At 71.0% G+C, this 24,290-nt stretch carries 21 protein-coding genes; 10 read left to right on the top strand and 11 right to left on the bottom strand.

Annotated features, from left to right (window positions below; genetic code table 11):
* The first annotated feature begins 39 nt into the window (after nucleotides 1-39).
* Both fabI and ACIBVP_RS35020 read left to right on the top strand, forming a co-directional pair.
* Nucleotides 40-807 (top strand): enoyl-ACP reductase FabI, encoded by a 768-nt coding sequence (gene fabI / locus ACIBVP_RS35025; protein ID WP_396110748.1) that lies wholly within the window; start codon nucleotides 40-42, stop codon nucleotides 805-807.
* Entirely contained in the window at nucleotides 804-1,841 is a 1,038-nt protein-coding gene (locus tag ACIBVP_RS35020) for a ferrochelatase (protein ID WP_396110747.1), read from the top strand. Before fabI ends, ACIBVP_RS35020 begins: the two co-directional genes overlap by 4 nt.
* Here ACIBVP_RS35020 and ACIBVP_RS35015 read toward each other — a convergent pair.
* Genes ACIBVP_RS35015 through ACIBVP_RS35005 form a run of 3 tightly spaced genes read right to left on the bottom strand, consistent with a single transcriptional unit; the run spans nucleotide 1,823 to nucleotide 3,718 of the window.
* Nucleotides 1,823-2,401: a hypothetical protein gene (locus ACIBVP_RS35015; protein ID WP_396110746.1), complete on the bottom strand. Its 579-nt coding sequence runs from the start codon at nucleotides 2,399-2,401 to the stop codon at nucleotides 1,823-1,825. The two genes, ACIBVP_RS35020 and ACIBVP_RS35015, sit on opposite strands and share 19 nt — an antisense overlap.
* Nucleotides 2,391-3,188: a hypothetical protein gene (locus tag ACIBVP_RS35010; protein ID WP_396110745.1), complete on the bottom strand. Its 798-nt coding sequence runs from the start codon at nucleotides 3,186-3,188 to the stop codon at nucleotides 2,391-2,393. The genes ACIBVP_RS35015 and ACIBVP_RS35010 overlap by 11 nt, the downstream gene beginning before the upstream one ends.
* 47 nt (nucleotides 3,189-3,235) lie before the next feature.
* Nucleotides 3,236-3,718, bottom strand: coding sequence for a YcxB family protein (locus ACIBVP_RS35005; RefSeq protein WP_396110744.1), 483 nt, complete (start codon nucleotides 3,716-3,718; stop codon nucleotides 3,236-3,238).
* A 50-nt stretch (nucleotides 3,719-3,768) separates the two neighbouring features.
* Here ACIBVP_RS35005 and ACIBVP_RS35000 point away from each other — a divergent pair, with 50 nt between their 5' ends.
* Nucleotides 3,769-4,986 carry a low temperature requirement protein A gene (locus ACIBVP_RS35000; protein ID WP_396110743.1) on the top strand — a complete coding sequence of 406 codons (1,218 nt, stop codon included), beginning with the start codon at nucleotides 3,769-3,771 and terminating at the stop codon, nucleotides 4,984-4,986.
* A gap of 2 nt (nucleotides 4,987-4,988) precedes the next feature.
* Here ACIBVP_RS35000 and ACIBVP_RS34995 read toward each other — a convergent pair whose 3' ends face one another.
* Nucleotides 4,989-6,155 carry a phosphotransferase gene (locus ACIBVP_RS34995; RefSeq protein ID WP_396110742.1) on the bottom strand — a complete coding sequence of 389 codons (1,167 nt, stop codon included), beginning with the start codon at nucleotides 6,153-6,155 and terminating at the stop codon, nucleotides 4,989-4,991.
* 202 nt (nucleotides 6,156-6,357) lie between these two features.
* Between ACIBVP_RS34995 and ACIBVP_RS34990 the strand changes: the two genes are divergently transcribed.
* Both ACIBVP_RS34990 and ACIBVP_RS34985 read left to right on the top strand, forming a co-directional pair.
* The gene (locus tag ACIBVP_RS34990; RefSeq protein ID WP_396110741.1) at nucleotides 6,358-7,767 is read left to right on the top strand and encodes a sigma 54-interacting transcriptional regulator; all 1,410 of its coding nucleotides are present in this window, start codon (nucleotides 6,358-6,360) and stop codon (nucleotides 7,765-7,767) included.
* Nucleotides 7,764-9,698: a hypothetical protein gene (locus ACIBVP_RS34985; RefSeq protein ID WP_396110740.1), complete on the top strand. Its 1,935-nt coding sequence runs from the start codon at nucleotides 7,764-7,766 to the stop codon at nucleotides 9,696-9,698. Before ACIBVP_RS34990 ends, ACIBVP_RS34985 begins: the two co-directional genes overlap by 4 nt.
* Here the strand turns inward: ACIBVP_RS34985 and ACIBVP_RS34980 are convergent.
* The 4 genes from ACIBVP_RS34980 to ACIBVP_RS34965 are packed head-to-tail and all read right to left on the bottom strand — an operon-like array spanning nucleotide 9,695 to nucleotide 14,777.
* Entirely contained in the window at nucleotides 9,695-10,135 is a 441-nt protein-coding gene (locus ACIBVP_RS34980) for a hypothetical protein (RefSeq protein ID WP_396110738.1), read from the bottom strand. The two genes, ACIBVP_RS34985 and ACIBVP_RS34980, sit on opposite strands and share 4 nt — an antisense overlap.
* Before the next feature lie 36 nt (nucleotides 10,136-10,171).
* Nucleotides 10,172-10,924, bottom strand: coding sequence for a DUF4253 domain-containing protein (locus tag ACIBVP_RS34975; protein WP_396110737.1), 753 nt, complete (start codon nucleotides 10,922-10,924; stop codon nucleotides 10,172-10,174).
* 2 nt (nucleotides 10,925-10,926) lie between these two features.
* Entirely contained in the window at nucleotides 10,927-11,856 is a 930-nt protein-coding gene (locus ACIBVP_RS34970; RefSeq protein WP_396110736.1) for an ABC transporter permease, read from the bottom strand.
* Nucleotides 11,853-14,777: an alpha/beta fold hydrolase gene (locus ACIBVP_RS34965; protein WP_396110735.1), complete on the bottom strand. Its 2,925-nt coding sequence runs from the start codon at nucleotides 14,775-14,777 to the stop codon at nucleotides 11,853-11,855. The genes ACIBVP_RS34970 and ACIBVP_RS34965 overlap by 4 nt, the downstream gene beginning before the upstream one ends.
* Nucleotides 14,778-15,040: 263 nt before the next feature.
* On the opposite strand from ACIBVP_RS34965, the gene ACIBVP_RS34960 reads away from it, so the two are divergent.
* Nucleotides 15,041-16,090, top strand: coding sequence for a TerC family protein (locus tag ACIBVP_RS34960; RefSeq protein ID WP_396110734.1), 1,050 nt, complete (start codon nucleotides 15,041-15,043; stop codon nucleotides 16,088-16,090).
* 3 nt (nucleotides 16,091-16,093) lie between these two features.
* On the opposite strand, the gene ACIBVP_RS34955 is transcribed toward ACIBVP_RS34960, so the two are convergent.
* The 3 genes from ACIBVP_RS34955 to ACIBVP_RS34945 all read right to left on the bottom strand — a co-directional run bounded on the left by ACIBVP_RS34955 (nucleotide 16,094) and on the right by ACIBVP_RS34945 (nucleotide 17,676).
* Nucleotides 16,094-16,291 (bottom strand): hypothetical protein, encoded by a 198-nt coding sequence (locus tag ACIBVP_RS34955; RefSeq protein WP_396110733.1) that lies wholly within the window; start codon nucleotides 16,289-16,291, stop codon nucleotides 16,094-16,096.
* Nucleotides 16,292-16,445: 154 nt separating this feature from the next.
* Nucleotides 16,446-17,099, bottom strand: a complete 654-nt coding sequence (locus tag ACIBVP_RS34950) for an RES family NAD+ phosphorylase (RefSeq protein WP_396110732.1) — start codon at nucleotides 17,097-17,099, stop codon at nucleotides 16,446-16,448.
* Between the two features lies 1 nt (nucleotide 17,100).
* On the bottom strand, nucleotides 17,101-17,676 hold the full coding sequence (locus tag ACIBVP_RS34945) for a DNA-binding protein (protein WP_396110731.1): 576 nt from the start codon (nucleotides 17,674-17,676) through the stop codon (nucleotides 17,101-17,103).
* Nucleotides 17,677-18,099: 423 nt separating this feature from the next.
* On the opposite strand from ACIBVP_RS34945, the gene ACIBVP_RS34940 reads away from it, so the two are divergent.
* The 4 genes from ACIBVP_RS34940 (at nucleotide 18,100) to ACIBVP_RS34925 (ending at nucleotide 24,246) form a co-directional block, all read left to right on the top strand.
* On the top strand, nucleotides 18,100-19,665 hold the full coding sequence (locus ACIBVP_RS34940; protein WP_396110730.1) for a sugar ABC transporter ATP-binding protein: 1,566 nt from the start codon (nucleotides 18,100-18,102) through the stop codon (nucleotides 19,663-19,665).
* A gap of 77 nt (nucleotides 19,666-19,742) precedes the next feature.
* Nucleotides 19,743-20,714 carry an ABC transporter permease gene (locus ACIBVP_RS34935; RefSeq protein ID WP_396110914.1) on the top strand — a complete coding sequence of 324 codons (972 nt, stop codon included), beginning with the start codon at nucleotides 19,743-19,745 and terminating at the stop codon, nucleotides 20,712-20,714.
* A 59-nt stretch (nucleotides 20,715-20,773) separates the two neighbouring features.
* Nucleotides 20,774-21,778: a substrate-binding domain-containing protein gene (locus tag ACIBVP_RS34930; protein WP_396110729.1), complete on the top strand. Its 1,005-nt coding sequence runs from the start codon at nucleotides 20,774-20,776 to the stop codon at nucleotides 21,776-21,778.
* Nucleotides 21,778-24,246 carry a glycoside hydrolase family 172 protein gene (locus tag ACIBVP_RS34925; protein WP_396110728.1) on the top strand — a complete coding sequence of 823 codons (2,469 nt, stop codon included), beginning with the start codon at nucleotides 21,778-21,780 and terminating at the stop codon, nucleotides 24,244-24,246. The genes ACIBVP_RS34930 and ACIBVP_RS34925 overlap by 1 nt, the downstream gene beginning before the upstream one ends.
* The last annotated feature ends 44 nt before the right edge of the window (nucleotides 24,247-24,290 follow it).

The following is a 24,290-nucleotide window of genomic DNA, read 5'->3' as shown; positions in this document are numbered from 1 at the left end:
TGTCCCCGGTAACTGATCGATCGCCAGGAGGACGGTTTCGTGACGGGTCTGCTCGAAGGCAAGCGCCTGCTCATCACCGGTGTCATCACCGACGCCTCGATCGCGTTCCACGCGGCCAAGGTCGCGCAGGAACAGGGGGCGACCGTCGTGCTGACCGGCTTCGGCCGGATGAGCCTCGTCGAGCGGATCGCGAAGCGGCTGCCGCAGCCCGCGCCCGTGATCGAGCTGGACGTGCAGAACAACGAGCAGCTCGACTCGCTGGCCGACCGGGTGCGCGAGCACGTCGACGGGCTGGACGGCGTGCTGCACTCGATCGGGTTCGCCCCGCAGACCTGCCTCGGCGCCCCGTTCCTGGACGCGCCGCGCGAGGACGTGTCGACCGCGATCGAGGTGTCGGCGTATTCGTTCAAGTCACTCGCCGTGGCGTGCCTGCCGCTCATGGGGCCCGGCGGGTCGATCGTCGGCATGGACTTCGACGCGCGCGTCGCGTGGCCCGCCTACAACTGGATGGGTGTCGCGAAGGCCGCGCTCGAGTCGGTGAACCGGTACCTGGCGCGTGACCTCGGGCCGAAGGGCATCCGGGTGAACCTGGTCGCGGCGGGGCCGGTGAAGACCATGGCCGCCAAGTCGATCCCCGGCTTCAACGAGCTGGAGGACGGCTGGGGCGACCGCGCGCCGCTCGGCTGGGACGCCGAGGACGCCACCCCGGTCGCGAAGTCGATCTGCGCCGTGCTGTCGGACTGGCTGCCCGCCACGACCGGCTCGATGATCTGGGTCGACGGCGGCGTGCACGCGACGGGCCAGTGATGTACCAGGCTCTGCTGTGGTTGTCGTTCGGCGGGCCCGAGCGACCCGAGGACGTCCGTCCGTTCCTGGAGAACGTGACCCGCGGCCGCGGCGTGCCACCGGAGCGGCTCGACGAGGTCGAACAGCACTACCTCGGGTTCGGCGGCGTGTCCCCGATCAACGCGCTGAACCGCGCCGCGATCGAGGCCGTCGAGGCCGAGCTGGCGGCGCGGGGCATCGACCTGCCGGTGTACTTCGGCAACCGCAACTGGCACCCGATGGCCGAGGACACCGTCGGGCAGATGGCGCGTGACGGGGTGACCTCCGCGCTCGTGTTCCCGACGAGCGCGTACGGCGGGTACTCGGCGTGCCGTCAGTACGACGAGGACATCCTGCGGGCCCGCGCCGCGGCGGGGGAGGGCGCGCCGGAGCTGACGAAGCTGCGGCAGTTCTTCGACCACCCGCTGTTCGTCTCGGCGTTCGCGGACGCGGTCCGTGCGGCCGCGGCGGACGTCGACGGCGAGTACCGCCTCGTCTTCACCGCCCACTCCGTGCCGGTCTCGGCGGACCGCGCCGCGGGCCCGCCGTCCGAGGGCGGGCACCGGTACTCCCGGCAGGTCGCCGAGGCCGCCCGGCTGGTGGCCGCCGACCTGGGTGTCGCCGAGTACGACGTGGTGTGGCAGTCCCGGTCGGGGCCGCCGCAGGTGCCGTGGCTGGAGCCGGACATCCTCGACCACCTCGATGCCTTGCACGCCAAGGGAGTCCCGGCCGTGGTCCTGTGCCCGGTCGGGTTCGTCAGTGACCACCTAGAGGTCGTGTGGGACCTCGACACCGAGGCCAAGGACAGGGCCACGGAGCTGGGCATGGGATTCGCGCGGGCGACCGCGCCCAGCGGTGACCCCCGGTTCGCGGAGCTGGTGGTGGAGCTGGTGCGGGAGCACCTCGCGGACGCGCCCGTGCGGAAGCTGTCGGACTTCACCGCGGCGGGCTGCACCGTCAACGGCGCGCCCTGCGCGGTCGGGTGCTGTGAACCGGCTCAGCGGAGCCGTACGTAGGCCTCGCCGCGCGGGGAGAGGCGGTAGCCGACCTCCAGGCTCAGCGTCAGGCCGAGGTTCTTCAGCTTGCGCACGTCCACTTTGAACGGGAGCATCTCGCGGCCCAGCTCGGCCGCGAGGTCGCCCGCCCGGACGGCGGGGCGCCGCTGGATGATCGCCAGCGTGTCGTCCGTCCACGGACCGTGTGTGCTGGCGCGGTCCAGCCGTGCCAGCCTGCGGGTGATCTCCGCGACGTCCTCAGTGGACAGATCGGTGGCCGCGGCGAGCGCGGCCCTCGGGTCCTCGTCGCCGGCCAGGTGGATGCGCAAGAGGAACACCGGATCCCCAGGCGTGCCACGGAGATCCGCTACCGCGGCGGCGACGGACGGGTAGCCCGCGGCTCGGGCGTCGGCGCTGCGGATGCGACTCGGTGCCACCTCGGTCACCTCGTCCACGACGACGCGCCCGGCTGCGGTCCGGTAGGTGTTGCCCGCGGTGACCTGCCGCCGTTTCCAGCGGCGGAACATCACCGTGACGGTGCCGTCCCGGATCCCCTGGTGCAGCCGCTTCTCAATGAGCATCCGAGACGTCCAGCGCCCGGACCGCGTCGGCGACCGCCGCACAGCGGGCCATGCGGACGGCGTGGAACAGTGGGCGCAGGGCCTCGGCGCGCTTGAGCGCCGCCGACGCGGACAACGCGCCACCCGGCTCGTCCTCCATCGCCAGCTCCAGGATCGCCGACACCTCCGCGGCACGCTGCAGCACGCGCAGCGCCCGCTGCGGCATGCCCGCGGGCCACCGGGCGTGGGTGCGCTCTGCGACGCGGGCCTGCAGCTCCTCGCGGACACCGGCACGCTTCTTGGCCACCCCGAGCTCGACGAGCATGCCAGCCGCGACACGCATGGCGCCGGTCAGCTCGTGCTCCGCCTCGCCGATCGGCACGTTCGGGGTCGGCACCGAACGGTCGACCTCGTACACCGTCCAGCGGATGATGCCGGTGTCGACCTTCTTGCCGAGCTTCTCCGGCACGGCGCCCAGCCCGTTCAGGACCACCGCCTCGCCGACCCGTAACGCGTGGGCGGCGAACTCGCCGGCGCCACCGAGTCCGCGCACGTCGCCGGGCACCGGCATGACCAGTTCGGCGCTCACCGCGCCGGACCGGCGCAGCGCCGCGAGCATGGCGGCGGGAGACCCGCCCGCGGTGCCTTTGACGGGGATCTCGAGGGTGGCGGCGAGCTGTTCGTCCGCGGCCACCACCTCATGGAACTCGGCCCAGTCCTTCAGGGCGTCGAGCACATCGTCGGCGGCAGCCGCGCCACTCAGCCAGGCTGAGCTCCACACCGCCAATGTCGCGCTGGGGGATGACACGGGGGAGAGATTACGCGACCATGGTGGGCTGACTTCGGGTAGGTGATCTAATGCTTTGACGGGTCGCCGAGCTGGTCCTTGAGCAGGTCCCGGAAGCCGTCGAGGTCCTCCTGCGTGCCGAACGCGCGGCCGGGTACCGGGAACAGCGCCGCCTCGCCCGTGCGCAGCACGAAGTTGTGCTTGGTCTCCACCCAGCCCGCGATCGTCTGCCAGCGCAGGTCCGTGTACGCGGTGCCGTCGATCGTCATCATCCGGAACGACTGGGAGTCCACCGTCGCGGTCACGGTCGCCGCCGCGACCGGGTTGCGGCGGAACTGGGACCGCACGCCCAGCACCGGCAGCGCCACGATGACCGCCGCGCAGATCAGCCCGAACCCACCCGGGACCGGCTGCCCCGCGAACAACAGCACGACCGACAGCACGGCCAACCCCAGCGCGAACCACGGCGCCCACCGGTACACCGCGTAGACGGCGCGCAGCGCGTCGTTCCAGTCCGATGGCGCGGGGTCCCATTTCAGCTCGAGCGCCATCCTCGTGTCGTCCTTTCTGGTCGGCCGTTCGATGGGCAAGACTGTCCGGCATGGCACAACCAGCCCGAGTACGGGTCGAAAGGCTACGGGAGTCCGGCAGCGCGACGACCCTGGAACTGTTCTTCGACCTGGTTTTCGTGTTCGCGCTGACCCAGATCACCGCGCTGATGGCCGACGAGCCGACCGGCAGGGGGCTGCTGAAGGGCACGCTGCTGATCCTCGTCGTCTGGTGGTGCTGGGTCGGGTACTCGTGGCTGTCGAACCTGGTCAAGGCAGACGAGGGCGTCACCCGGTTGACCATGCTGGTGGCGATGGCCGCGATGTTCCTGCTGGCGCTGGCCATCCCGGAGGCGTTCGACGACATCGACGGCGGGCTGTGGGGCCCGACCGTGTTCGCCTTCTCCTACCTGGTGCTGCGGCTCGCGCATGTCCTGTTGTTCTGGGTGATCAGCAAGGACGACCCGGTGCTGCGCCGCCAGGTCGGCCGGTTCGCGCCGACCATGGTGGGCGGCACGGTCCTGCTCCTGTTGGCGGGGAACACGTCCGGCGACGCGCAACTGCTGCTGTGGCTCGCGGCCGTGGTCGCCGACTACGGCGGCACGCTCGCCATCGGCGCTCGCGGCTGGCGGCTCAACTCGGCCCGCCACTTCGCCGAGCGGCACGGGCTGATGGTGATCATCGCCCTCGGCGAGTCGATCGTCGCCATCGGGGTGGGGGTCACCCACCTGGCGATCTCGTGGCCGATCGTGGTCGCCGCGACGCTGGGGCTCGCGGTGTCGGCGAGCCTGTGGTGGGCCTACTTCGACACCGCCGCGATCCTCGGTGAACAGGCGCTGGCCTCGGCGAAGGGCGACCACCGGGTGTCCATGGCCCGCACCGCGTTCACCTACCTGCACCTGCCGATGATGGTCGGCATCGTGATGCTCGCCCTGGGCATGAAGAAGGTCCTCACCTATGTGGGCGACACCGGGCACCACGCGCTGTCGGACCCGTTGTACGGGGCGCCGCTGTGGGCGCTGTTCGGCGGTGTCGCGCTCTACCTCCTCGCGCACGTCGGGTTCGCATGGCGCTGCTTCCGGGCGTTCAAGACCTACCGGTTCGGGCTCGCGGTCGTGCTGCTCGCGCTGGTGCCCGCGGTCGCGAACCTGCCCGCGCTGGCGACGCTCGGCGTGCTCAGCGCGCTGCTGATCACCCTCAACGTGGTCGAGTCGGTCGTGTTCCGGACGGCCAGGGACGAGGCGAGGCACAGCGACCACGAGCACCACTGACGTCAGCGGACGACCTCGACGAGCCGTTCCAGCGCCGCCCTGGTCGGCAGGTGCGCCAGCACGTGCCGCACGCTGCGTGCCGAGTACCGCCGATCCTCGTCACCGGTGCCGGTGAGAGCGAAGTCGACCAGCCCGGACACGTAGTTCGCGAGGCCGGTGACCGCGCCGCGGAACGACGAGAGGAAAAGGTCCGGCAGCGTGCCCGCGGTCTCGCGGTAGCCGTCGACCAGGGCTCTGGCACCGGCGACGTTCACACCGCCGCCGGGGTCGACGGTCCAGTCCATCAGCGCGTTCGCCAGCTCCCACGCGGGCGGTTGCCCACCGGCGTGCTCCCACCCGAGCACGACGAGGCTGCCGTGCCGGCCACGCCGCACCTGCCCGGGGCCCATGGCGTTGTGCGACAACACCGGTTCGGGCGCGGGGACCCCGGCGCCGACGGTCGCCAGCTCCGTCAGCACCGGCACGGCGGCGCTCATGGCGGACGCCCAGCCCGCACCCTCGGCGTGTGCCCGGTCCGCCAGCTCGGCCCAGGTCACCGACGAGAGGCGCTGCTCGTGCCACGGGCTCACGCGGTCGACCGGCATGGCCAGCCCGTGGACGGTCGCGAGGATCGTGCCCACCGTCCTGGTGACCGCGGCGCTCGCGGGCGCGGCCATCGGCGGCCTGGAGTGCGCCCACACGCAGACCCGCCATTCGTGCCCGCCGATCGTGGCCAGGATCTCGCCGTCCCGGTCGCGCACCGGGGCGGGGAGCGGCACACCGGCCGCCGCGGCCGCCTCCTGCAGCGCCACCTCGGTCTCGGGGTGCACGATGGGCCACCAGGTGTCCATCGTGCGCGCCACCCAGCGGCCGCGGTCGGTCTCCAGCGACCACGCCCGGCCCGACTCGTCCGGGCGGGCCAGCGACCGCATCTCGCCGGTCACCGCGCCCAGGTCGTACCGGTCGGCGATCGCCTGCGCCAACGCCGGGTCGGCGATGGCGGCGCGGCCACGGGTGCGGTCCACCTCGGCCTTCAGGTCGGTCCACGTGCGGAAGCCGTACTGCGCCGCGAGCGCCTTCTGGGCGGTGGCCAGCGACGTCGCCGGATCGCTGTCACGCAGGCCCGCCAGGAGGTCCTTGGCCTGCTGCTTCAGGTGACCGAGGTCGGGATTGTCGGGGAGTGTCTTCACGGGAGCACCTCGCTGCACGGACCCGGACTCGCACGGGCCGGAACACACGTCCGCGAGGGGTGGCTTCGAGCCTTCCGGCGAGTCGCGGCGCGCTCCCCAAGCACGCTCCGAACGCGAGCTTAACGGGCTGTGACCGCCAGTCAAGGCCTCCTGGAGTCACTCCACGTCGACTGATCGGGCAGACCTGCGTAGCGTCGTAACGGTGACAGGCGCTGTTCCCACCCCACCCGAGAACCTCCCGCGCACCGCGGGAGAGCTGCGCGCCGCGGCGCACCTGCCGCGCGGCGTGAAGACCGAGATCCGTGACAACCTGCTGGCCGCGTTGCGCGAGGGGCGTGACCCGTGGCCCGGCATCGTCGGCTTCGACAAGACCGTCCTCCCACAGCTGGAGCGCGCGCTCCTCGCGGGCCACGACGTCGTGCTGCTCGGTGAGCGCGGCCAGGGCAAGACCCGGCTGCTGCGCACCGTGGTCCGCCTGCTCGACGAGTGGACGCCCGTGATCGAGGGCGCCGAGCTCGGCGAGCACCCGCTCGACCCGATCACGCCGGAGTCCCGCCGCCGTGCCGCCGAGCTGGGCGACGACCTGCCCGTCGTGTGGCGGCACCGGTCCGAGCGGTACTCCGAGAAGCTCGCCACCCCGGACACGTCCGTCGGAGACCTGATCGGTGACGTCGACCCGGTGAAGGTCGCGCAGGGCCGCACGCTCGGCGACCCCGAGACCATCCACTTCGGACTCGTGCCGAGGGCGCACCGCGGCATCGTCGCGATCAACGAGCTGCCCGACCTGGCCGAGCGGATCCAGGTGGCGCTGCTGAACGTCATGGAGGAGCGGGACATCCAGGTCCGCGGCTACACCCTGCGGCTCCCGCTCGACGTGCTGCTGGTCGCCACCTCCAACCCCGAGGACTACACCAACCGCGGCCGCATCATCACCCCGCTGAAGGACCGCTTCGGTGCCGAGGTCGTCACGCACTACCCGCTGTCCGTCGCCGCCGAGGTGGACGTGATCAAGCAGGAGGCGGACCTGGTCGCCGAGGTCGGCGACGAGCTCTTGGAGGTGCTGGCCCGGTTCGTGCGGAACCTGCGCGAGTCGTCGGCCATCGACCAGCGCTCCGGCGTGTCCGCGCGGTTCGCCGTCGCCGCCGCGGAGACGGTCGCCGCCGCCGCGCTGCGCCGGTCCGCGCTGATCGGCGAGTACCCGGCCGTGGCCCGGCCGATCGACCTCGACTCGGTGCCGGCCGTACTGCGCGGCAAGCTCGAGTTCGAGTCCGGTGAGGAGGGTCGCGAGACCGAGCACCTGACGCACCTGCTGCGCCGCGCGGTCGCCGAGACCGCCAAGGACCGGTTCGCGGGCCTCGACTTGCGCCCGCTGGTCGACGCGGTGGCCGACGGGCACCTGGTCGCCACCGGTGAGCGGGTGCCCGGCGCCGAGGTGCTGGAGGCACTGCCGGAGCTGCCGGTGCTGCACGAGGTCGCCACCAGGCTCGGCGTCAAGCCCGCCCACGGCGCGGGCCGGATCGCCGCCGCGATCGAGCTGGCGCTGGAGTCGCTGTACCTGCGGCGCAAGCTCGCGAAGGACTCCGACGAGGGAACGACGGTCTACGGCCCATGAGCCGATTTACGTATGGCAGGTACTACGACGGTCCCGACCCGCTCGCGCCACCGGTCGACCTGCGGGACGCCCTCGACGCGATCGGGCGGGACGTCATGGACGGCCGGTCGCCGAGGTCCGCGCTGGAGGAGCTGCTCCGGCGCGGCACCCGGCAGAACGCGGGCCTCGACGAGCTGACGCGGCGGCTGTGGGAGAAGCGGTCGCAGATCCAGCGCCGCCACAACCTCGACGGGACGCTGCAGCAGGTGCGGCAGCTGCTCGACGAGGCCGTGGCGGCGGAGAAGACGGCGCTGTTCCCCGACCCGGACGACGACGCCCGGTTCCGGGAGGCGCAGCTCGACGCGCTGCCGTCCGGCACCGCCGCGGCCGTCCGCGAACTGTCCGAGTACGACTGGCGGTCCGACGAGGCGCGGCAGAAGTACGAGCAGATCCGCAACCTGCTCGGCCAGGAGCTGATGGAGTCGCGGTTCCAGGGCATGAAGCAGGCCCTGCAGAACATGAGCCCGGAGGACACCGAACGGATCCGGCAGATGATGGCGGACCTCAACGACCTCCTACTGTCCCACCTGCGCGGCGACGACACCACCCGGCAGTTCGGCGACTTCATGCGCAAGCACGGCGAGTTCTTCCCGGAGAACCCGCGCGACACCGAGGAGCTGATCGACGCGCTGGCGGCCCGTGCCGCCGCCGCGCAGCGGATGATGAACTCGATGTCCGACCAGCAGCGGGCCGAGCTGTCGGACCTGATGGCGTCCGCGTTCGGCGACCCCCGCCTGCTCGACCAGGTCTCGACGCTCGACCAGAACCTGCGTGCGCTGCGCCCCGGCGAGGACTGGACCGGTTCGGCGCGGTTCCGCGGCAACCAGCCGCTCGGCATGGGCGAGGGCGCGCAGGCCATGGCCGACCTCGCCGAGCTGGACGCGCTGGCCGAGCAGCTGGCGCAGTCGTACCCGGGGGCGCGGCTGGAGGACATCGACCTGGAGGCGCTGGAACGTCAGCTGGGCGACGAGGCCAGGGTGGACGCCCGGCGCCTCGCCGAACTGGAGCAGCAGCTGCGCGACCAGGGCCTGCTGGAACGTGCCCCGGATGGCTCGCTTCGCTTGTCGCCCAAGGCGTTGCGGCGGCTGGGACAGACGGCGTTGAAGGACGTGCTGGCCACCGCGCGCAACACGGGTCAGCGGGACTCGGCGCTGTCCGGTGCGTCCGGCGAGCCGACCGGGGCGAGCCGCCCGTGGGAGTTCGGTGACACGGCCTCGTGGGACGTCTCGCGCACCGTGCGCAACGCGGTCCTGCGCTCAGCGGGCGGCGAGGTGTCACTGGACGTCGTGGACGTCGAGGTCGCGGAGACCGAGCAACGGACCCGTGCGGCGGTCGCGTTGTGCGTGGACACGTCGTGGTCGATGGTGCAGGACGGCCGGTGGGTGCCGATGAAGCGCACCGCGCTCGCGCTGCACCAGCTGATCTCGACACGGTTCCGCACGGACGCCTTGCAGCTCATCACGTTCGGCCGGCACGCGCGGTCGGTGGAGCTGCCGGAGCTGGTCGGGCTCGAAGGCGTGTGGGAGCAGGGCACGAACCTGCACCACGCGCTGCTGCTGGCGGGACGCCACCTGCGCAGGCACTCCGACGCGCAGCCGGTGGTCCTCGTGGTGACCGACGGCGAGCCCACCGCCCACCTGGAACCGGACGGGGAAGCCGAGTTCGCCTACCCGCCGGAGCCCAGGACTCTGCGCAAGACGGTCGCGGAGGTGGACGCACTGGCCAAGCTGGGCGCGTCGGTGACGGTGTTCATGCTGGGCGACGACCCCCGGCTGGAGCAGTTCGTCGACCTGATCGCCCGCCGCAGCGGCGGGCGCGTCGTCGCCCCGGACCTCGACGGGCTGGGCGCCGCCGTGGTGGGTGACTACCTGCGTTCCCGCCGGGCCCGCTAGGCGAAGCTGGGCACGCCCTCGTCGTCCAGTGTCACCTTGCTGAACGGACGGTCGGTGCCCAGCGTCGCCCTCGGGGCGGTGTCGATCCGCAGTTTGTGCGTGTAGGCGGCGGTCTTCCGCAACGACGCGTGTGCCGCGCACGCGCACGTCGGGTTCGACGTGTCCGGGCAGTCCGACAGCGACCGGCGAAGCAGGCCGAGCATCACCGCGTCGAGCTGGCCCGACCACTCCATGTCCCAGTCCTCGTCCTCGTAGTGGGACCAGCAGTCGTGGGAGTAGACCCGCAGCTCACCGAACTCGCAGCCGGTGCAGGACAGCACGATGTCCCAGTCGTACACGTGATCGTGCCCCGCGCTGTTGTGGGGAACGCCGCGCAGGTCGATGTCGACGACCTGCTCCTGGCGTTCCCCGCAACGCAGGCATGCGCGCGAGATCATGCCGCGATCATGTCAGGACTCGAGGGGCGATGATCCTCAGTCCCACCAGAAAGTCCACCGGATCCTGCGGACGAGTTCGGCGGAGTACTCGGGGAACACCGAACCCCCCACGTTGTCCGCGTTGGTCAGCACGTGTTCGACGGCGACGACGTCGGCGTGGTCCTGCGTCATCGGCGGCCGGGGAACGGCGACGTGGACCTCACCACCGAACGCCGCCACCACCTCGGCGCCGAAGCGTTCGTGCCAGCTTCGCAGCAGCGCGCAGAACAAGCTGAGTGGCGCGTCGGCAAACCACCCGAAGTGCGCCAGAACGTCGGTGCCCCACGCGGCTGGGACGAGCACGAGCCGGCAGTCCGGCAGGCCATGCGGGTCCGACCGCACGATCGCCGCCACGGTGCGCGCCGCCGCGTCCACCGGATCGGGATAGTCCGGATCGAGAGGCGTCGGAGGTGCCAGCCCTGGCCAGCTCTCGAACGGCGGACCCGGGTTGTACGGCCACTCCGGTTCCGGAGCCGCCTGGTGTCGCAGCAGGTCCCGTCGATAGTGGGCGAACCGCTCGGGGAGCACGACGCCCAGGTCGACGGTGTCCACCTCGGCCGGATCCCGTGGCCCGTACACGTCCTCAGGCCAGGTCAGGAAGGGCGTGACGCCGGTGGTCTCCCGCTGCTCGCGCAGCGTCGCCCACAGCTCGGGCAGGTTCTCGGGCAGCACGTCCGAGCACCACAACCGCGTCCTTCCCCGCAGGAAGTGGTGCCCGGACGGCACACCCTCCGGCAACGTCTCGCTCACGTCTACGACGTGATGTCCTTCGTGCGGAAACGGCGAGCCGCGAGCAACCCGAAGAACGCCGCGTACGCCACCGCCGAGAACGCGCCCGCCGCCATGTTCGACCAGTCGACGTCCGTGGAGATCAGGTCCGACCACGCGAACGCGTAGTGCGTCGGCAGGTAGTTCCGCAGCCCCTCCAGCGCGGTGATCTGGTCCAGGATCGACGACAGGATCGCCACCAGCACCGTGCCGCCGACCGCGCCGAGCGGCGCGTCCGTCGACACCGTCAGGAACAGCGCCAGCCCGGCCACCCACAGCAGGTGCTCCGCCAGGTACAGCACCGTGAACAGCAGCGCCAGCATCGAGTCGGAGAACGAGATCGCGTCCCCGGTGGGGCTGACCGCCTCGCCGGTGCCGTAGAAGATCACGCCAACGAGCAGCGCCACCGCGGGCAGCAGCGTGATCGCGAAGAACGACAGCAGCCCCGACGCGATCGCCTTCTGCCGCATCAGCCGGTGCCGGGGGACCGGCATGGCCAGCAGGTACTTCAGCGACGACCACGACGCCTCCGACGCGATCGTGTCGCCGAAGAACAGCGCCACGATCATCGGCAGCAGGAAGCTCGACACCGCGAACAGCACGAACACCACGAAGTTCGGTGCCGACGACGTCGCCAGGTCGACGAACCCGCCGGACCGGTTGTCCTGGTTGTCCGTGCCGAACTCGAACGCCGCCCACAGGATCCACGGCAGCAGGACCAGGAACCCGAGCACCAGCTGCACGCGGCGGCGCCGCAGCTGGCGGACCAGCTCGACCCGCAGCCGCAGCGTCCGGCCCGCCCGGTAGCCCGTGACCGAGCCGTCCGCCTGCACCCCGTGCTCCTCGTGCGACGCCGCGTCCGTGAGCTGCTCGATGGCCGCCTCGTCGGTGTGTACTCCGTTCGCCTCGCTCATCGGGACGTCTCCTCTCCGACCAGCTGCAGGAACGCGTCCTCGAGCCGCCGCCGCGGGCCTGCCTGTTCCACCGCGACACCCGCGCCGACCAGCTTGGCCAGCGCCGCGGACCTGGGCATGCCGTCGAGGTCCGCGTGGACCTGGTTGCCCTCCACCTCGACCTCGGACACGCCCGCCACGCCGCGCAGCACGTCCGCGGCGTCGCCGGGACGGTCGACCCGGAACGTCGCCTCGCCGCTGCCGCCGACGATCTCCTCGACCCGGCCGGACGCGACGAGCCTGCCCTGGTGCATGACCACCACGTGGTCACACGTCTGCTCCACCTCGGCGAGCAGGTGCGAGGAGACCACCACGGTCCGCCCGGTCGAGGCGTACCGCCGCAGGACGGCGCGCATCTGGTGGATCTGGGGCGGGTCGAGCCCGTTGGTCGGTTCGTCGAGCACCAGCAGATCCGGCAGGCCGAGCATGGCCTGCGCGATCGCGAGCCGCTGCCGCATGCCCTGGCTGTAGGTCCGCACCTTGCGGTGCACCGCCTTGCCGAGGCCCGCGATCTCCAGGGCCTCCTCGACGTGCGCCTTGTCCGGCGGCCTGCCCGTCGCCGCCCAGTACAGCTCCAGGTTCGCCTGCCCCGACAGGTGCGGCAGGAACCCGGCGCCCTCGACGAACGAGCCGATCCGGGACAGCACGGGCGCACCGGAGTACACCTTGTGCCCGAACACCCTGATCGTGCCGCCGGTGGGCTGGATGAGCCCCATCAGCATGCGCAGCGACGTGGTCTTGCCCGCGCCGTTCGGGCCGAGCAGACCGAGCACCTGACCGGCCTCGACCCGGAACGACAGGTCGTTCACCGCGGTCACGCCGCCCGGGTACCGCTTCGACAGCCCCTCGATCACCAGCGGGACATCGGTCAGCCCGGGGTCGACGTCGGTCGCCCGGCGCCTGCGGAACGCGCCCCAGACCGCCGCGACCGCGACCAGCCCGAGCACGACCGCGATCCCGACCAGCGGGCCCGCGGGCACCTCGTTGCCGGTGCGGGTGCCGGACACGACCGGCGCCTCGACCACGGCGCCCTCGGCGACGGACACCCGGTACGCCGCCGCCTGCGTGGACGGCGCGTACGCCTGGTCGGTCGTGCTGACCACCAGCGCGATGCTCCGGTCGGTCTCGATCGGCCGGACGATGCCCGGCAGCGTCACGGTCACCTCGACCGGCGAGCCGTCCGCGGGCAGCGCCGGGATCCGGAACGGCGACACCGCCGACCCCGGCAGGACCCGGATGCCGTCCGGGCTCACGTCGTACAGCTTCGCGAACAGCACCGCGCCCTCGGCCGCGGGCGGCGCCGCACCCGGGACCGCGGCGACCCGCAGCCGCACGGTGCTCGAGCCCGCGATCAGCAGCTGCGAGTCCAGCGGCCTGCTCCGGAACTGCGCGGCCTGGCCCGGCAGGTCGATCGACACCCGGCCGACCAGCCGCGACGAGCTGCCGATGATCGACCCGAGCCCCGGCAGGCTGCTGATCGACGCCGGGTTGCCGCCGGGCGGGTTGACGATCGTCTGCTCCGGCCCGAAGACCGGGACGCCGCGGCGCTGTGTGGCGTCCGCGCCGTCCAGACCGGGGTAGGTGCCGGTGCTGACCGTCCGCACGGACGGCGCACCCTGCACCCGCAGCGCGCCCTGCACCGCGTATGACAGGCCCTCGCCGGGGTCCTCGCCCTGGCCGCGGAGGTGGAAGTCGAACCAGTCGGCGATCTGGCCGCGCAGCTCGGGGCCGGGACGGCCGCCGTCGTGGCCGCCGGTGTACCAGACGACCTTCACCTTGCCGCCCGCCTCGGCGATCTGCCGCGCGTTGGCGTCGGCCTGGTCGAGGCCGAACAGCGTGTCCTGCTCGCCCTGCACCAGCATCGTCGGCTGGGTGATGTTCTCGGTGACCCGCATGGGGGAGACGGACCGCAGCAGGTCCACGGTCTCCTGGCTCGCGCGGCCGGTCGTCGCCACCTCGGCGTAGGCGGCGCAGAACTCCGGCCGGAACCGACCGCACGGGTCGCCCGCCTGGTCCCCGCCCGGCTGGGCGGCGCCCGCACGGCTCGTGCCCGTGTTCGAACCGCCCGGGGCGCCGCCGTCGGCGCCGGAGTCCGTGCCACCGGCGCCACCCGTGCCGCCGGACGGCATGTCGATGTCGTCGTCCTCGTCACCCTCCTCCACCGCGTCGGCGGTCGGGTCGGCGAGACCCGCGCCGCCCGCGCCCGCGGAGAAGAAGATGCCCGCCCACGACCGCTTGAACACGCCGTTCTCCGCGAACGCGTTGGCGGCGGGCGTGCCGGGGACGGTGTCGTCGGTGGTGGCCGAGTTCGGCAGGAGAGCCTGGCTGAGGTCGTTGTAGGTGATCGCGGGGACGAGCGTGTCGACCCGCTTGTCGGTGCCCGCGAGCAGCAGCGACAGCGAACCGCCGTACGACCCGCCGGTCACGCCGACCTTCGGGTCGCCGTCGCCGTCCTGGGTGACCTCGGGCCGCTCACCGAGCCAGTCGACGAGCTTCGACGCGTCCGCCACCTCGTACTGGGGCGAGTTCAGCCCGATCTGCCCCTCGCTGCGCCCGAACCCGCGGGCGGAGTACGCGAGTACGACGAAACCGCGTTGCGCCAGCTCACGGGCGTCGCCGTCGACGCTGTCCTTCGAGCCGCCGAAGCCGTGCGCCACGATGATCGCGGGCGCGGGGGTCTGTTCCGGCAGGTAGAGGGTCGCGTCGAGCTTCACCGGGGCCGGGTCGCCGGGACCCTGGGCGCCGGCCAGCGTCAGCTCGCGCGCGTGGACCTCGGCGGGGTCGTCACCGCTGTTCAGCCAGACCAGGCCGCCTGCGGCGACGAGGACGGCGACCAGCCCGGCGGCGACCCAGCGAGGTTTCGGTCGTGGGATTCGGGGCACGCTCAGAAAGTATTGGACGCTTCCTGAGAGTGGCTGAGAGCCCTTGACCGATTGGTCCGCATCGCCCGAATGTGATGTTCGACAACCTCGTTCCGACTGGTGCACACCGGTCACCGCCCACACAATGGGTGTGTTGGAGGGGAGTATTCCTTCGCGGCGGCGTCGTCAGCACGGACTGTGGTCCCGGCGTCCCCGGCAGGCGGTAGACCTGCGGAAGAGACCTCCGGTTGTCGGTAAGAACCGTTGAACCGGAGGTTCATTGGATGAACGTTCCTGTGTGGATCTGGCTTGCCACCATCGGCGGCCTCCTCGTGCTACTTGCGATCGACCTGGTGATCGTCGACCGCAAGCCGCACGAGGTCGGCGTCGGTGAGGCAGCGCGCTGGGTCACCTTCTACATCGCGTGCGCGGTCCTGTTCGGCGTCGGCATCTGGCTGTTCTCGGGCGGCACGCACGCGGGCGAGTACTTCGCGGGGTACATCACCGAGTACTCGCTCTCGGTGGACAACCTGTTCATCTTCCTGGTGATCATGTCGGCGTTCAAGGTGCCGCAGATCCACCAGCACAAGGTCCTGCTCGTCGGCATCCTGCTGGCACTGGTCTTCCGCGGCATCTTCATCGCCGTCGGCGCGGCGGCGATCTCCCAGTTCAGCTGGGTGTTCTACGTGTTCGGCGCGTTCCTGGTCTACACCGCGGTGAAGCTGTCCGGCTCCGGCATCGGCCACGACGAGGGCGAGGAGTACGAGGAGAACCGGGTCACCAAGTGGGCCCGCAAGCTCTTCCCCGTCACCGACGACTACCACCACGGCCACGTGTTCACGAAGATCGACGGCAAGCGGTTCGCGACACCGATGTTCATCGTGATGATCGCGATCGGCTCGGCGGACATCATGTTCGCGGTCGACTCGATCCCCGCGATCTTCGGTCTCACCAAGGAGCCGTTCCTGGTCTTCGCGGCCAACGCGTTCGCGCTGATGGGCCTGCGCCAGCTGTACTTCCTGCTCGGCGGCCTGCTGCGGCGCCTGGTCTACCTGTCGATCGGGCTCGCGGTCATCCTCGGCTTCATCGGCGTGAAGATGGTCCTCGAGGCGCTCCACACGAACACGCTGCCGTTCATCAACGGTGGCGAGCCCCTCAACGTGCCGACCATCGGCATCCCGCTGTCACTGTCGGTGATCATCGGCGTCCTGATCATCACCGCGGTCGCCAGCCTCATGAAGACCCGCAGGGACGAGAAGAGGAACGCGGCCGAGGAGACCGAACGGTCATCGCTCGAGGCCGGTGACACCGCCGCCGACCAGACGAGCAGGTGACCGTCACGCCACCTCGACGAGGTCGCACCGCGCGTGCAACTCAGCCCAGGTGGCGTGGTGCCGACCGTCCGCGGTGTGGTAGGTCCCGTCGGTGCCGGGCAGCCAGGTCCGCAGCCAGGTGTCCCGGACGGCGGGCTGGTCGGTGGGGTCGGGGGTGGTCCCGATCCCGTCGACCAACCACACCCGCGGGCGGTTCGGCATGTCTGCACGTCTGTGGGTTGGCTCGTTCATCACGTCCTCCTTGTTCCTGTGATGTGAGTCACGAGCCGGCTCGTTCCTTACGATAAGTTCGCGAGCGCGTCGGGACACCGGGGAAACCCCCCGACTCGACGGTGGGGAAACCCCTACTCCACCCTCAGTTGAGGACGTAGTTGAGCGAGTCGCAGATCCGGGCGAGCGGCAGGTCGAGGCCCGGGTAGTCGAGCGGCAGCAGCACCTCGGGCGTCAGCGGCAGCGCGTCACCGGCCGGCGGGTCCCACAGGCACACGGCCGGGTCGCCGGAGTCCATCGACGACCGGTACCAGAGCCCGTCGAGGTCGGGGAACGCGTCACGGATCGTCCGCGCCCACGCCTGTGTGATGTCCTTGGGGCCGCTGGAGATCTCCTGCGACGCTCCGGCCCTGGTCGGCCACAGCCCGCAGAGGTCGAGCAGCCGCAGCGGCCGGACCGGCGCGAACACGGCCAGGTGCGGCCGCCGCGTCGACCGGTCCACTATGGACGACGCCTGGAAGACCTCGGCGATCGACGTCCGCACGGACAGCCCGAAGTACAGCACCCCGTGGTCGGGTGTGGTGACCACGCCGCCGTTCGGGGGCGGTGACTGCGGGTCGAACCGCGCGTGCGGCAGCGGGCCGGTGTGGCGGAAGGTGTTCCACCGCTGCTGGTGCGCCCCGGCGGCGACGAACACCCGCACGAGGCGGGTGGACGTGGGCAGCGCGACGACGTCCTCGTGCCTGCGCAGGCGGGCGCGCAGCACGGAAGCGGACGGGGGCAGGGGAAGTCGGGACACGTCAGGCAGGCGTCCCCAGCACGGACACGAGGGCGGCGATCTTCTCCGGCGCGCCACCCGCCAGCAGCCAGTCCCTCGGGGTCACGGGCGGGTCACCGAGCGCGGCCTGCGGCGTGGTCATGAAGGCGGCCACCACCAGTGCCGGCTGGTCGGCTGGCACGTCGGCCAGCACGGTCGCGAGCCCGGGCAGCACGTCGTCGTCGGTGAACTGCCAGACCGGCAGCCGCCACCCCCCACGATCCTTCCAGCCAACGAGCTGCCCCTCGGCGAGCCGGTGCCGGATCCGGCTGGCGTCGACCCCGATCCGCTCGGCCGCCCCGGCCACGGTCAACGCGGTGTCCCGCAGCACGGCCTGCAACGCGACGGTCCGAGCCCGCACGTCCCGTTCCCCGTGCCGCTGAGGCGAGAGATCCAACCCGACAGAGCCCAGGACAGCCCGCTGCTCAACCGAAAAGTAATCCCCGGGCCGAGGATCAACAGGAGAGAGTCGCTTGGCAGCATCCTCGACCAGTGCGACAAACTCGTCCGCCTCAACGCGCAGCCCAGCCCGAGCAAGCGCAGACCGCAAAGCAGACATACACCCAACAATAGCACGCCCGTGCGCCAACGTGCGCCCCCCACCCCAACCCCGCGAGTCGCGCCCCCAGACATACCGAGTCACGTGCCCAGGCATAGCGAGTCGTCGCCAGGTACGGCGAGTCGCGCGCCCGGACATAGCGAGTCGCGCGCCCAGGCATCGCGAGTCGCGCGCTCGCGCACACCGAGTTGTCGGTTTCGTGCACCCCGCAGGTTGTCCGCCGACCAAGATCGGCACGAAACTGACAACTCGATAGGTGCGGGCGCGCGACTCGCCGTGTTCGAGAGCGCGACTCGCTCTGTCTGGGGGCGCGACTCGCGGGGGTTGGGAGCGTGACTCGCGGGTCTTGACACCGGTGGTTTCTGGCCCCTAGCGTCTCGGGTAATCGATTTCCCAGACGCTGAAGACTGGCGACGAGGGAGCATGGACAACGCTGTCAATCCGCTGGTCGAGATGATCGGCATCACCAAGTCGTACGGCGGTGTGCGCGCCTGCCGCGACATCGACCTCACGGTTCGGGCCGGGGAGGTGCACGCGCTGCTCGGCGAGAACGGCGCGGGCAAGTCGACGCTCATGAAGATCCTGTCCGGTGACGTCACCGACCACGAGGGCACGATCTCGATCGGCGGCGAGCCGGTGCGGTTCACCGCGCCCGCCGACGCGCAGCGCGCCGGGGTCGCGATGATCCACCAGGAGCTGGACCTCGTGCCCGCGCTGTCCGTCGCCGAGAACATCTTCCTCGGCCGCGAGCCGAGGACCCGGCTGCGCACGGTCGACCGGCGCCGCATGAACCAGGTGACCGGGGGGCTCCTGGAGCGTTGCGGCGTCGCGCTCGACCCGCGCAGACCGGTTGGCGAGCTGCGCACCGGCGAGCAGCAGCTCGTCACGATCGCCAAGGCGCTGTCGCTCGACGCGAAGGTGCTGATCATGGACGAGCCGACGTCCGCGCTCTCGCCGGTCGAGGTCGAGCAGATGTTCACGGTCATCTCCGAGCTGCGCCGCGCGGGGGCCGGGATCGTCTACATCTCCCACCGCATGGACGAGATCGGCCGCATCGCGGACCGGGCCACCGTGCTGCGCAACGGTGCGGTGGTCGCCGGGTTCGACGCCCGCGAGATGACCGCGGAGGCCGCCGCCGAGGCGATGGTCGGGCGGCCGGTCCAGGCCATGTTCCGCACCAGGGACGTCGAGCCCGGCGAGGAGATCCTGCGGGTCACCGACCTCGCGCTCACCCCGCGACGCGAACGACCCGGCCGCCGCGAACCGGACGGCATCAGCCTGTCGGTGCGGCGGGGCGAGATCGTCGGCGTCGGCGGGCTGCTGGGCTCGGGGCGCACGGAACTCCTGGAGACCCTCTACGGCGCCGGGGCCCCGGGGACGTTGCGGGGCGAGATCCTGTTCCGTGGCAAGCGTTTCCACCCGCGCGGCGCACGACAGTCGCTGCGCGCCGGCATGGCGCTCGTGCCGGAGGACCGGCGGATCGCGGGCCTGTCGCTGGAACACTCGGTCACGGCGAACACCGTTCTGTCCATTGTGGACCGCATCGGCAGCGCCGGGTTCGTGCCGCGGGCACGGGAGAACAACGCGGTGCGGCGGATCGTGGACGAGCTGAAGGTCAAGCTCGGCTCGATCGGCGACGCGGTCGGCACGCTGTCCGGCGGCAACCAGCAGAAGGTCGTGTTCGGCCGCATGCTGCTGACCGAACCGGTACTGCTGCTGCTTGACGAGCCGACCCGCGGCGTGGACATCGGCGCGAAGGCGGAGATCTACCAGCTGCTCGGCGAGGCGGCGCAGCAGGGGATCGGCGTGCTGCTCGCGTCGTCGGAGCTGGCCGAGCTGGTCGGCGTCTGCGACCGGGTCGTGGTGCTGTCGGGCGGGCGCAGCGTGCGGGAGCTGGACACGAGGCAGGCCGGTGAGGCCGACCTGCTCGCCGCCTCCATGGGTGAGGGTTCGACGGCGTTGGCGGTAGAAGGAGGAGAAAGCGCGTGACCAGCGAGGTGACGACCAAGCAGGCCGGTGCCGAGCCGGAACCGCCGCCACAACAGCAGAACAAACAGCGCCGGGACATCGTGGGTGCGCTGTTCCGCTTCCAGAGCCTGTTCGGGCTGGTCGCGGTGTTCGTCGTGGCCGTGGTGTTTTCGCCGCGGCACAACGGAGAGCTGCTGTTCCTCAACCCCGACAACCTGGCCAACGTCGTCCGCGCGATGTCCGAGATCGGGATCATGGCCGTCGGCATGACGTTCGTGATCCTCGTCGGCGGTATCGACCTGTCCGTCGGCGCGGTGCTCGGGCTGGCCGCGGTCGGGTCGGCGGTGCTGATGGTGAACGACGACTTCGGGGTCTTCGCCGCGGTCGTCATCGTGCTCGCGATCGGGTTGTTCTTCGGCTTCCTGCAGGGACTCGCGTCCGCGTTGTTCGGCATACAGGCGTTCATCGTGACGCTCGCCGGCATGCAGATCGCCAGGGGCATCGCGCGCATCTGGTCGGGCGGGCAGGGTGTCGCCATCGCCTACGGCGACGGGCCCGGCGAGGCGCCCGTGACGTTCTCCCTGCTGGGGGAGCGCACGTTCAACGGGATCGTGCCGATCCCGGCGTTGATCTTCGCGGTGGTCGCGGTGGTCGCGATCGTGTTCCTGCGCACCAGCGCGTTCGCCCGCCACGTGTACGCGATCGGCGGCAACGAGAAGGCGGCGCGGCTTTCCGGTGTGCCGGTGACACGCGTGAAGATCATCGTGTTCTGCATCTGCGGGTTCCTGGCGGCGCTGGCGGGCATCGTGCACGCCGGTCAGCTCAACCAGGGCAGCCCCAACGACGGGTTCGGCTACGAGCTGGACGCGATCGCGGCCGTCGTCATCGGCGGCACGAGCCTGATGGGTGGCCGGGGTTCGGTCGTCGGCACGGTCGCCGGCGCGCTGCTCCTCGGGGTGCTCAACAACTTCCTCGGCCTCCACGGCGTGGACCCGAACGTCCAGTTGCTCGTCAAGGGGCTCGTCATCGTCGTCGCCGCCGGGCTGCAGCGCCTGCGGCCGACCGTCTGACCCGACCCGGCAACGTTTTCTGCCACACGTCTGTCACAAACCAGGAAAGAGGATCCGACATGGCCCGTCGTCGTGCCGTGGCCGCCGTGCTCACCGCGGCCACCGCGCTCAGCCTGTCCGTCGCATGTGGAACAACCAGCGAGAACAGCGGTCAGGGTGGCGGGGACGCCCAGAAGAGCGAGTGTGGTGGTCCCGACGGCAAGTACACGATCGGCATGAGTCAGGCCAACGTCGCCGAGCCGTACCGGCAGCGGATGGACGACGACATCAAGGCCGCCGCCGAGAAGGTGCCGCAGTTCAGCGTCGAGTTCGCCGACGCGCAGCAGGACAACGCCAAGCAGGTGTCCGATGTGGAGAACTTCCTCACCAAGCAGATCGACCTGCTGATCATCAGCCCGAACGAGGCCACGCCGCTGACCGCGGTGGTCGCTAAGGCCTACAACAAGGGCATCCCGGTGATCGTGCTGGACCGCAAGGTCGACGGCGACGCCTACACGACGTGGATCGGCGCCGACAACGTGGAGATCGGCCGCACCGCGGGCGAGTACGTCGCGGAGCAGTTGCTGCCGAACGGCGGCAAGATCGGCGAGATCCGCGGTCTCGCGGGCTCGACCCCGGCGAAGGAGCGCGGCGACGGCTTCCGCGAGGGCATCAAGGGCAAGAACATCGAGATCGTGCAGAGCGTCGACGGTGACTGGCTGCGGGAGAAGGGTCAGTCGCAGGCCGACGCGCTGTTCAAGGCGCACCCGGACATCCAGGTCCTGTACGCGCACAACGACCCGATGGCCGAGGGCGCGTACCTCGCGGCCAAGGCGGCGGGCATCGAGAAGAACCTGAAGTTCATCGGCATCGACGGCCTGCCGATCCCGTCCGGTGGTCTCAAGGCGGTCGAGCAGGGGCGTCTGTCGGCCACGCTGATCTACCCGACCGGCGGCAAGGAGGCCATCGACGCGGCCAAGAAGCTGCTCGTCGACTGCCAGGACGTGCCGAAGGAGCAGACACTCGAGACGCAGCTGATCACGGCCGACAACGCCGCCACCGTCTACAACGAGGCCAACAGCTGATGCGCGGCAGAATCGTGCTCGCGGCGGTGCTCGGCGCCGCCACGTTCGTGTCGGCGCCGACCGCACCGGCCGAGCCGTCCACACAGGACTCCGTGTCGGGCAGGGGGCCGGTCGGCTGGCAGACCTACCGGGACCTCACGGCCGCCGCGCAGCTGCGGCCGGACAGCCAGGTTCGGCAGTTCTCCAGCTACGACCGGACCGGCGGCAACGACGACGGCTTCAACAACACCTACTCCTGCCTGCGCCACACCGACGACGGCTGCGTGATCGCCGAACGCCAGGGCGCTGGCGAGATCGACTCGATGTGGTTCACCCGCGACTTCGGCTCGATGGTCCACAACGGACGCATCAAGGTCGAGCTGGACGGCCGTGTCGTGGTCGACGAGCTGCTGCAGGAACTGGTCGACGGCAAGACTGGCGCACCGTTCGTGTGGCCGCTGGTCGGCAACGGCGACGACACCGCGGGCGGCTCGGTGATCAAGGTGCCGATGCCCTACCGGGAGTCGATGCGGGTCACCGTGCAGAAGGACCCGTTCTTCTACCACGTCACCTACCGCGAGTTCCCGGACGCGCGCGGGGTGACCACGTTCGACCCGGCTGACAAGGCGGAGGACGTGGTGAAACGCCTGCGCGGCTTCGGAGTCCGCGACCCGAAGCCCGGCATGCGCAACACGTCGGTCGAGCGGTTCACCGGTGACGTGGCGGCGGGCGCGACCGCGTCCGTGGCGTCGCTGTCCGGCGCCGGCTGGGTGTCGCAGGTGCGGGTGCGCCTGCCGCAGGTGGTCGCGAGCCCGCGCGTCGGCAACGACGGCCGCGCGTTCGGTGCGGGCGGCAACAGCGCGTTCACCGTGGCCGTGGACCGGAACAACGAGGGCGTGCGGCTGACCAGGCGGGTCGACCCGGTGATCGCCAACCAGGTGGCCAGGATCGTCGTGGACGGCACCGCGGTCGGCACCGTCGACAGTGGACCGGTCCGTCATGGACAGTGGATCGACCAGGTGGTCGAGGTCCCGGCGTCGGTGTCGAAGGGCAAGACGTCACTGAAGGTCTCCGTCGAGTACGTGTCGTCGGCGCTGGACATCAACGAGTTCCGCTACGACGTGCACTCCCGGGTCGGCGGGTCGTGGAACCGCACCGACGTGCTCGACCTCGGCCCCGGCCACGACGGCGAGGAGAAGGCGCACGGCTACACGATCCGCAACCAGAGCTGGGAAGGCACGCGGGTGTACCGCTACCCGGCCGACCCGGCGCAGGTCACGGCGTCGGACGCGGTGCTGGAAGGCGTCCGGCTGCGTGCCACGTTCGACGGCACGACCACGGTCGACGCCCCGGTCGGCGAGTTCTTCGGCTCCGGCCTCGGCGAGTACGACACCCGCACGCTGTTCTCGTCGATCGACGCGACCGAGGACGGCTGGTACACCGCGTGGTGGCCGATGCCCTACGGCCGGTCCGCGACGTTCGAGCTGGTCAACGGCAGCGGCGTGCCGATCACGGACGCCGCGGTCCAGGTGACGTCGGCACCGGACCGGTCGGTCGCGGACGGTCTGTCGTCGGGTCGTCTCGGCTACTTCAACGCCACGCACAAGCGGGCGGCGACCGTGCCGGACCGGTCGTGGAACTTCCTGGAGGCCGAGGGCACCGGGGTGTTCTACGGCGTCACGCACTCGATGCGCGGCAACATCACCTCGGGCAACCGCCGCAACTACCTCGAGGGCGACGAGACCGTGTACGTGGACGGTGCGCGGACCCCGACCCTGTACGGCACCGGCAGCGAGGACTTCTACGAGTCCGGCTGGTACTTCCGGGACGGCACCACCTACGTCATGCCGGAGGCCGGCAACCCGGCCTACGAGCTGGACGGCGACGGCTGCCGGTACGACTGCACGGGTGCCTACCGGTTGATGGTGGCCGACGCGGTGTCGTTCGGCTCGGGCCTCAGGTTCGACATCGAACACGGCCCGGTGGACAACGAACCGGCGGACTACAGCTCGACGGCCTACTGGTACGGCACGGCCGAGAAAACGTTCTCCGAGACCGACACGGTCGACGCGTCGTCCGACGAGAGCCGCGCCGCGCACGACTACCGCGCCGAGGGCGAGACCCGCGGCACGCTCACGTCGACCTTCGAGGGCAGCGGCGACAAGACACCGGTAACGCACGGGGTCACGTCGGCGACGGGAGAAGTGTCGTTCACGGTCGAGGTGGCACAGGACAACAAGGGTGTCCGGTTGCTGCGGCTGGGGGACCAGAACGCGGCGTACCAGCGCGCGACGGTGCTGGTGGACGGCAGGCGGGTCGGTGAGTGGTCACAGCCGCTCGGCAACACGCACTCGCGGTGGCTGGAGGACAGCTTCGAGCTGCCCGGGTCCGCGACCGAGGGGAAGTCGTCGGTGACCGTGACCATCCGTCCGGCCGCCGGTGGACCGGCCTGGTCCGCGGCGACCTACCGGGCCCTGTCCCGAGGCTGACCGGAGCCGAGGGACACGATCGGGACGCCTTCGCCGTAATCCCC

Source organism: Actinophytocola sp. NPDC049390 (assembly GCF_044466355.1).
Classification (GTDB): Bacteria; Actinomycetota; Actinomycetes; order Mycobacteriales; family Pseudonocardiaceae; genus Actinophytocola.
Note: the sequence above shows the minus strand (reverse complement) of the source record. Positions and strands in the feature narration are given on the sequence as shown.

Bases quoted from the DNA above. Each gene is read 5' to 3' on its own strand.
- ACIBVP_RS35015 (WP_396110746.1), bottom strand. From the start codon at position 2,401: ATGCTCATTGAGAAGCGGCTGCACCAGGGGATCCGGGACGGCACCGTC.
- ACIBVP_RS35005 (WP_396110744.1), bottom strand. From the start codon at position 3,718: ATGGCGCTCGAGCTGAAATGGGACCCCGCGCCATCGGACTGGAACGAC.
- ACIBVP_RS35000 (WP_396110743.1), top strand. From the start codon at position 3,769: ATGGCACAACCAGCCCGAGTACGGGTCGAAAGGCTACGGGAGTCCGGC.
- ACIBVP_RS34985 (WP_396110740.1), top strand. From the start codon at position 7,764: ATGAGCCGATTTACGTATGGCAGGTACTACGACGGTCCCGACCCGCTC.
- ACIBVP_RS34980 (WP_396110738.1), bottom strand. From the start codon at position 10,135: ATGATCTCGCGCGCATGCCTGCGTTGCGGGGAACGCCAGGAGCAGGTC.
- ACIBVP_RS34970 (WP_396110736.1), bottom strand. From the start codon at position 11,856: ATGAGCGAGGCGAACGGAGTACACACCGACGAGGCGGCCATCGAGCAG.
- ACIBVP_RS34960 (WP_396110734.1), top strand. From the start codon at position 15,041: ATGAACGTTCCTGTGTGGATCTGGCTTGCCACCATCGGCGGCCTCCTC.
- ACIBVP_RS34955 (WP_396110733.1), bottom strand. From the start codon at position 16,291: ATGCCGAACCGCCCGCGGGTGTGGTTGGTCGACGGGATCGGGACCACC.
- ACIBVP_RS34945 (WP_396110731.1), bottom strand. From the start codon at position 17,676: ATGTCTGCTTTGCGGTCTGCGCTTGCTCGGGCTGGGCTGCGCGTTGAG.
- ACIBVP_RS34940 (WP_396110730.1), top strand. From the start codon at position 18,100: ATGGACAACGCTGTCAATCCGCTGGTCGAGATGATCGGCATCACCAAG.
- ACIBVP_RS34930 (WP_396110729.1), top strand. From the start codon at position 20,774: ATGGCCCGTCGTCGTGCCGTGGCCGCCGTGCTCACCGCGGCCACCGCG.
- ACIBVP_RS34925 (WP_396110728.1), top strand. From the start codon at position 21,778: ATGCGCGGCAGAATCGTGCTCGCGGCGGTGCTCGGCGCCGCCACGTTC.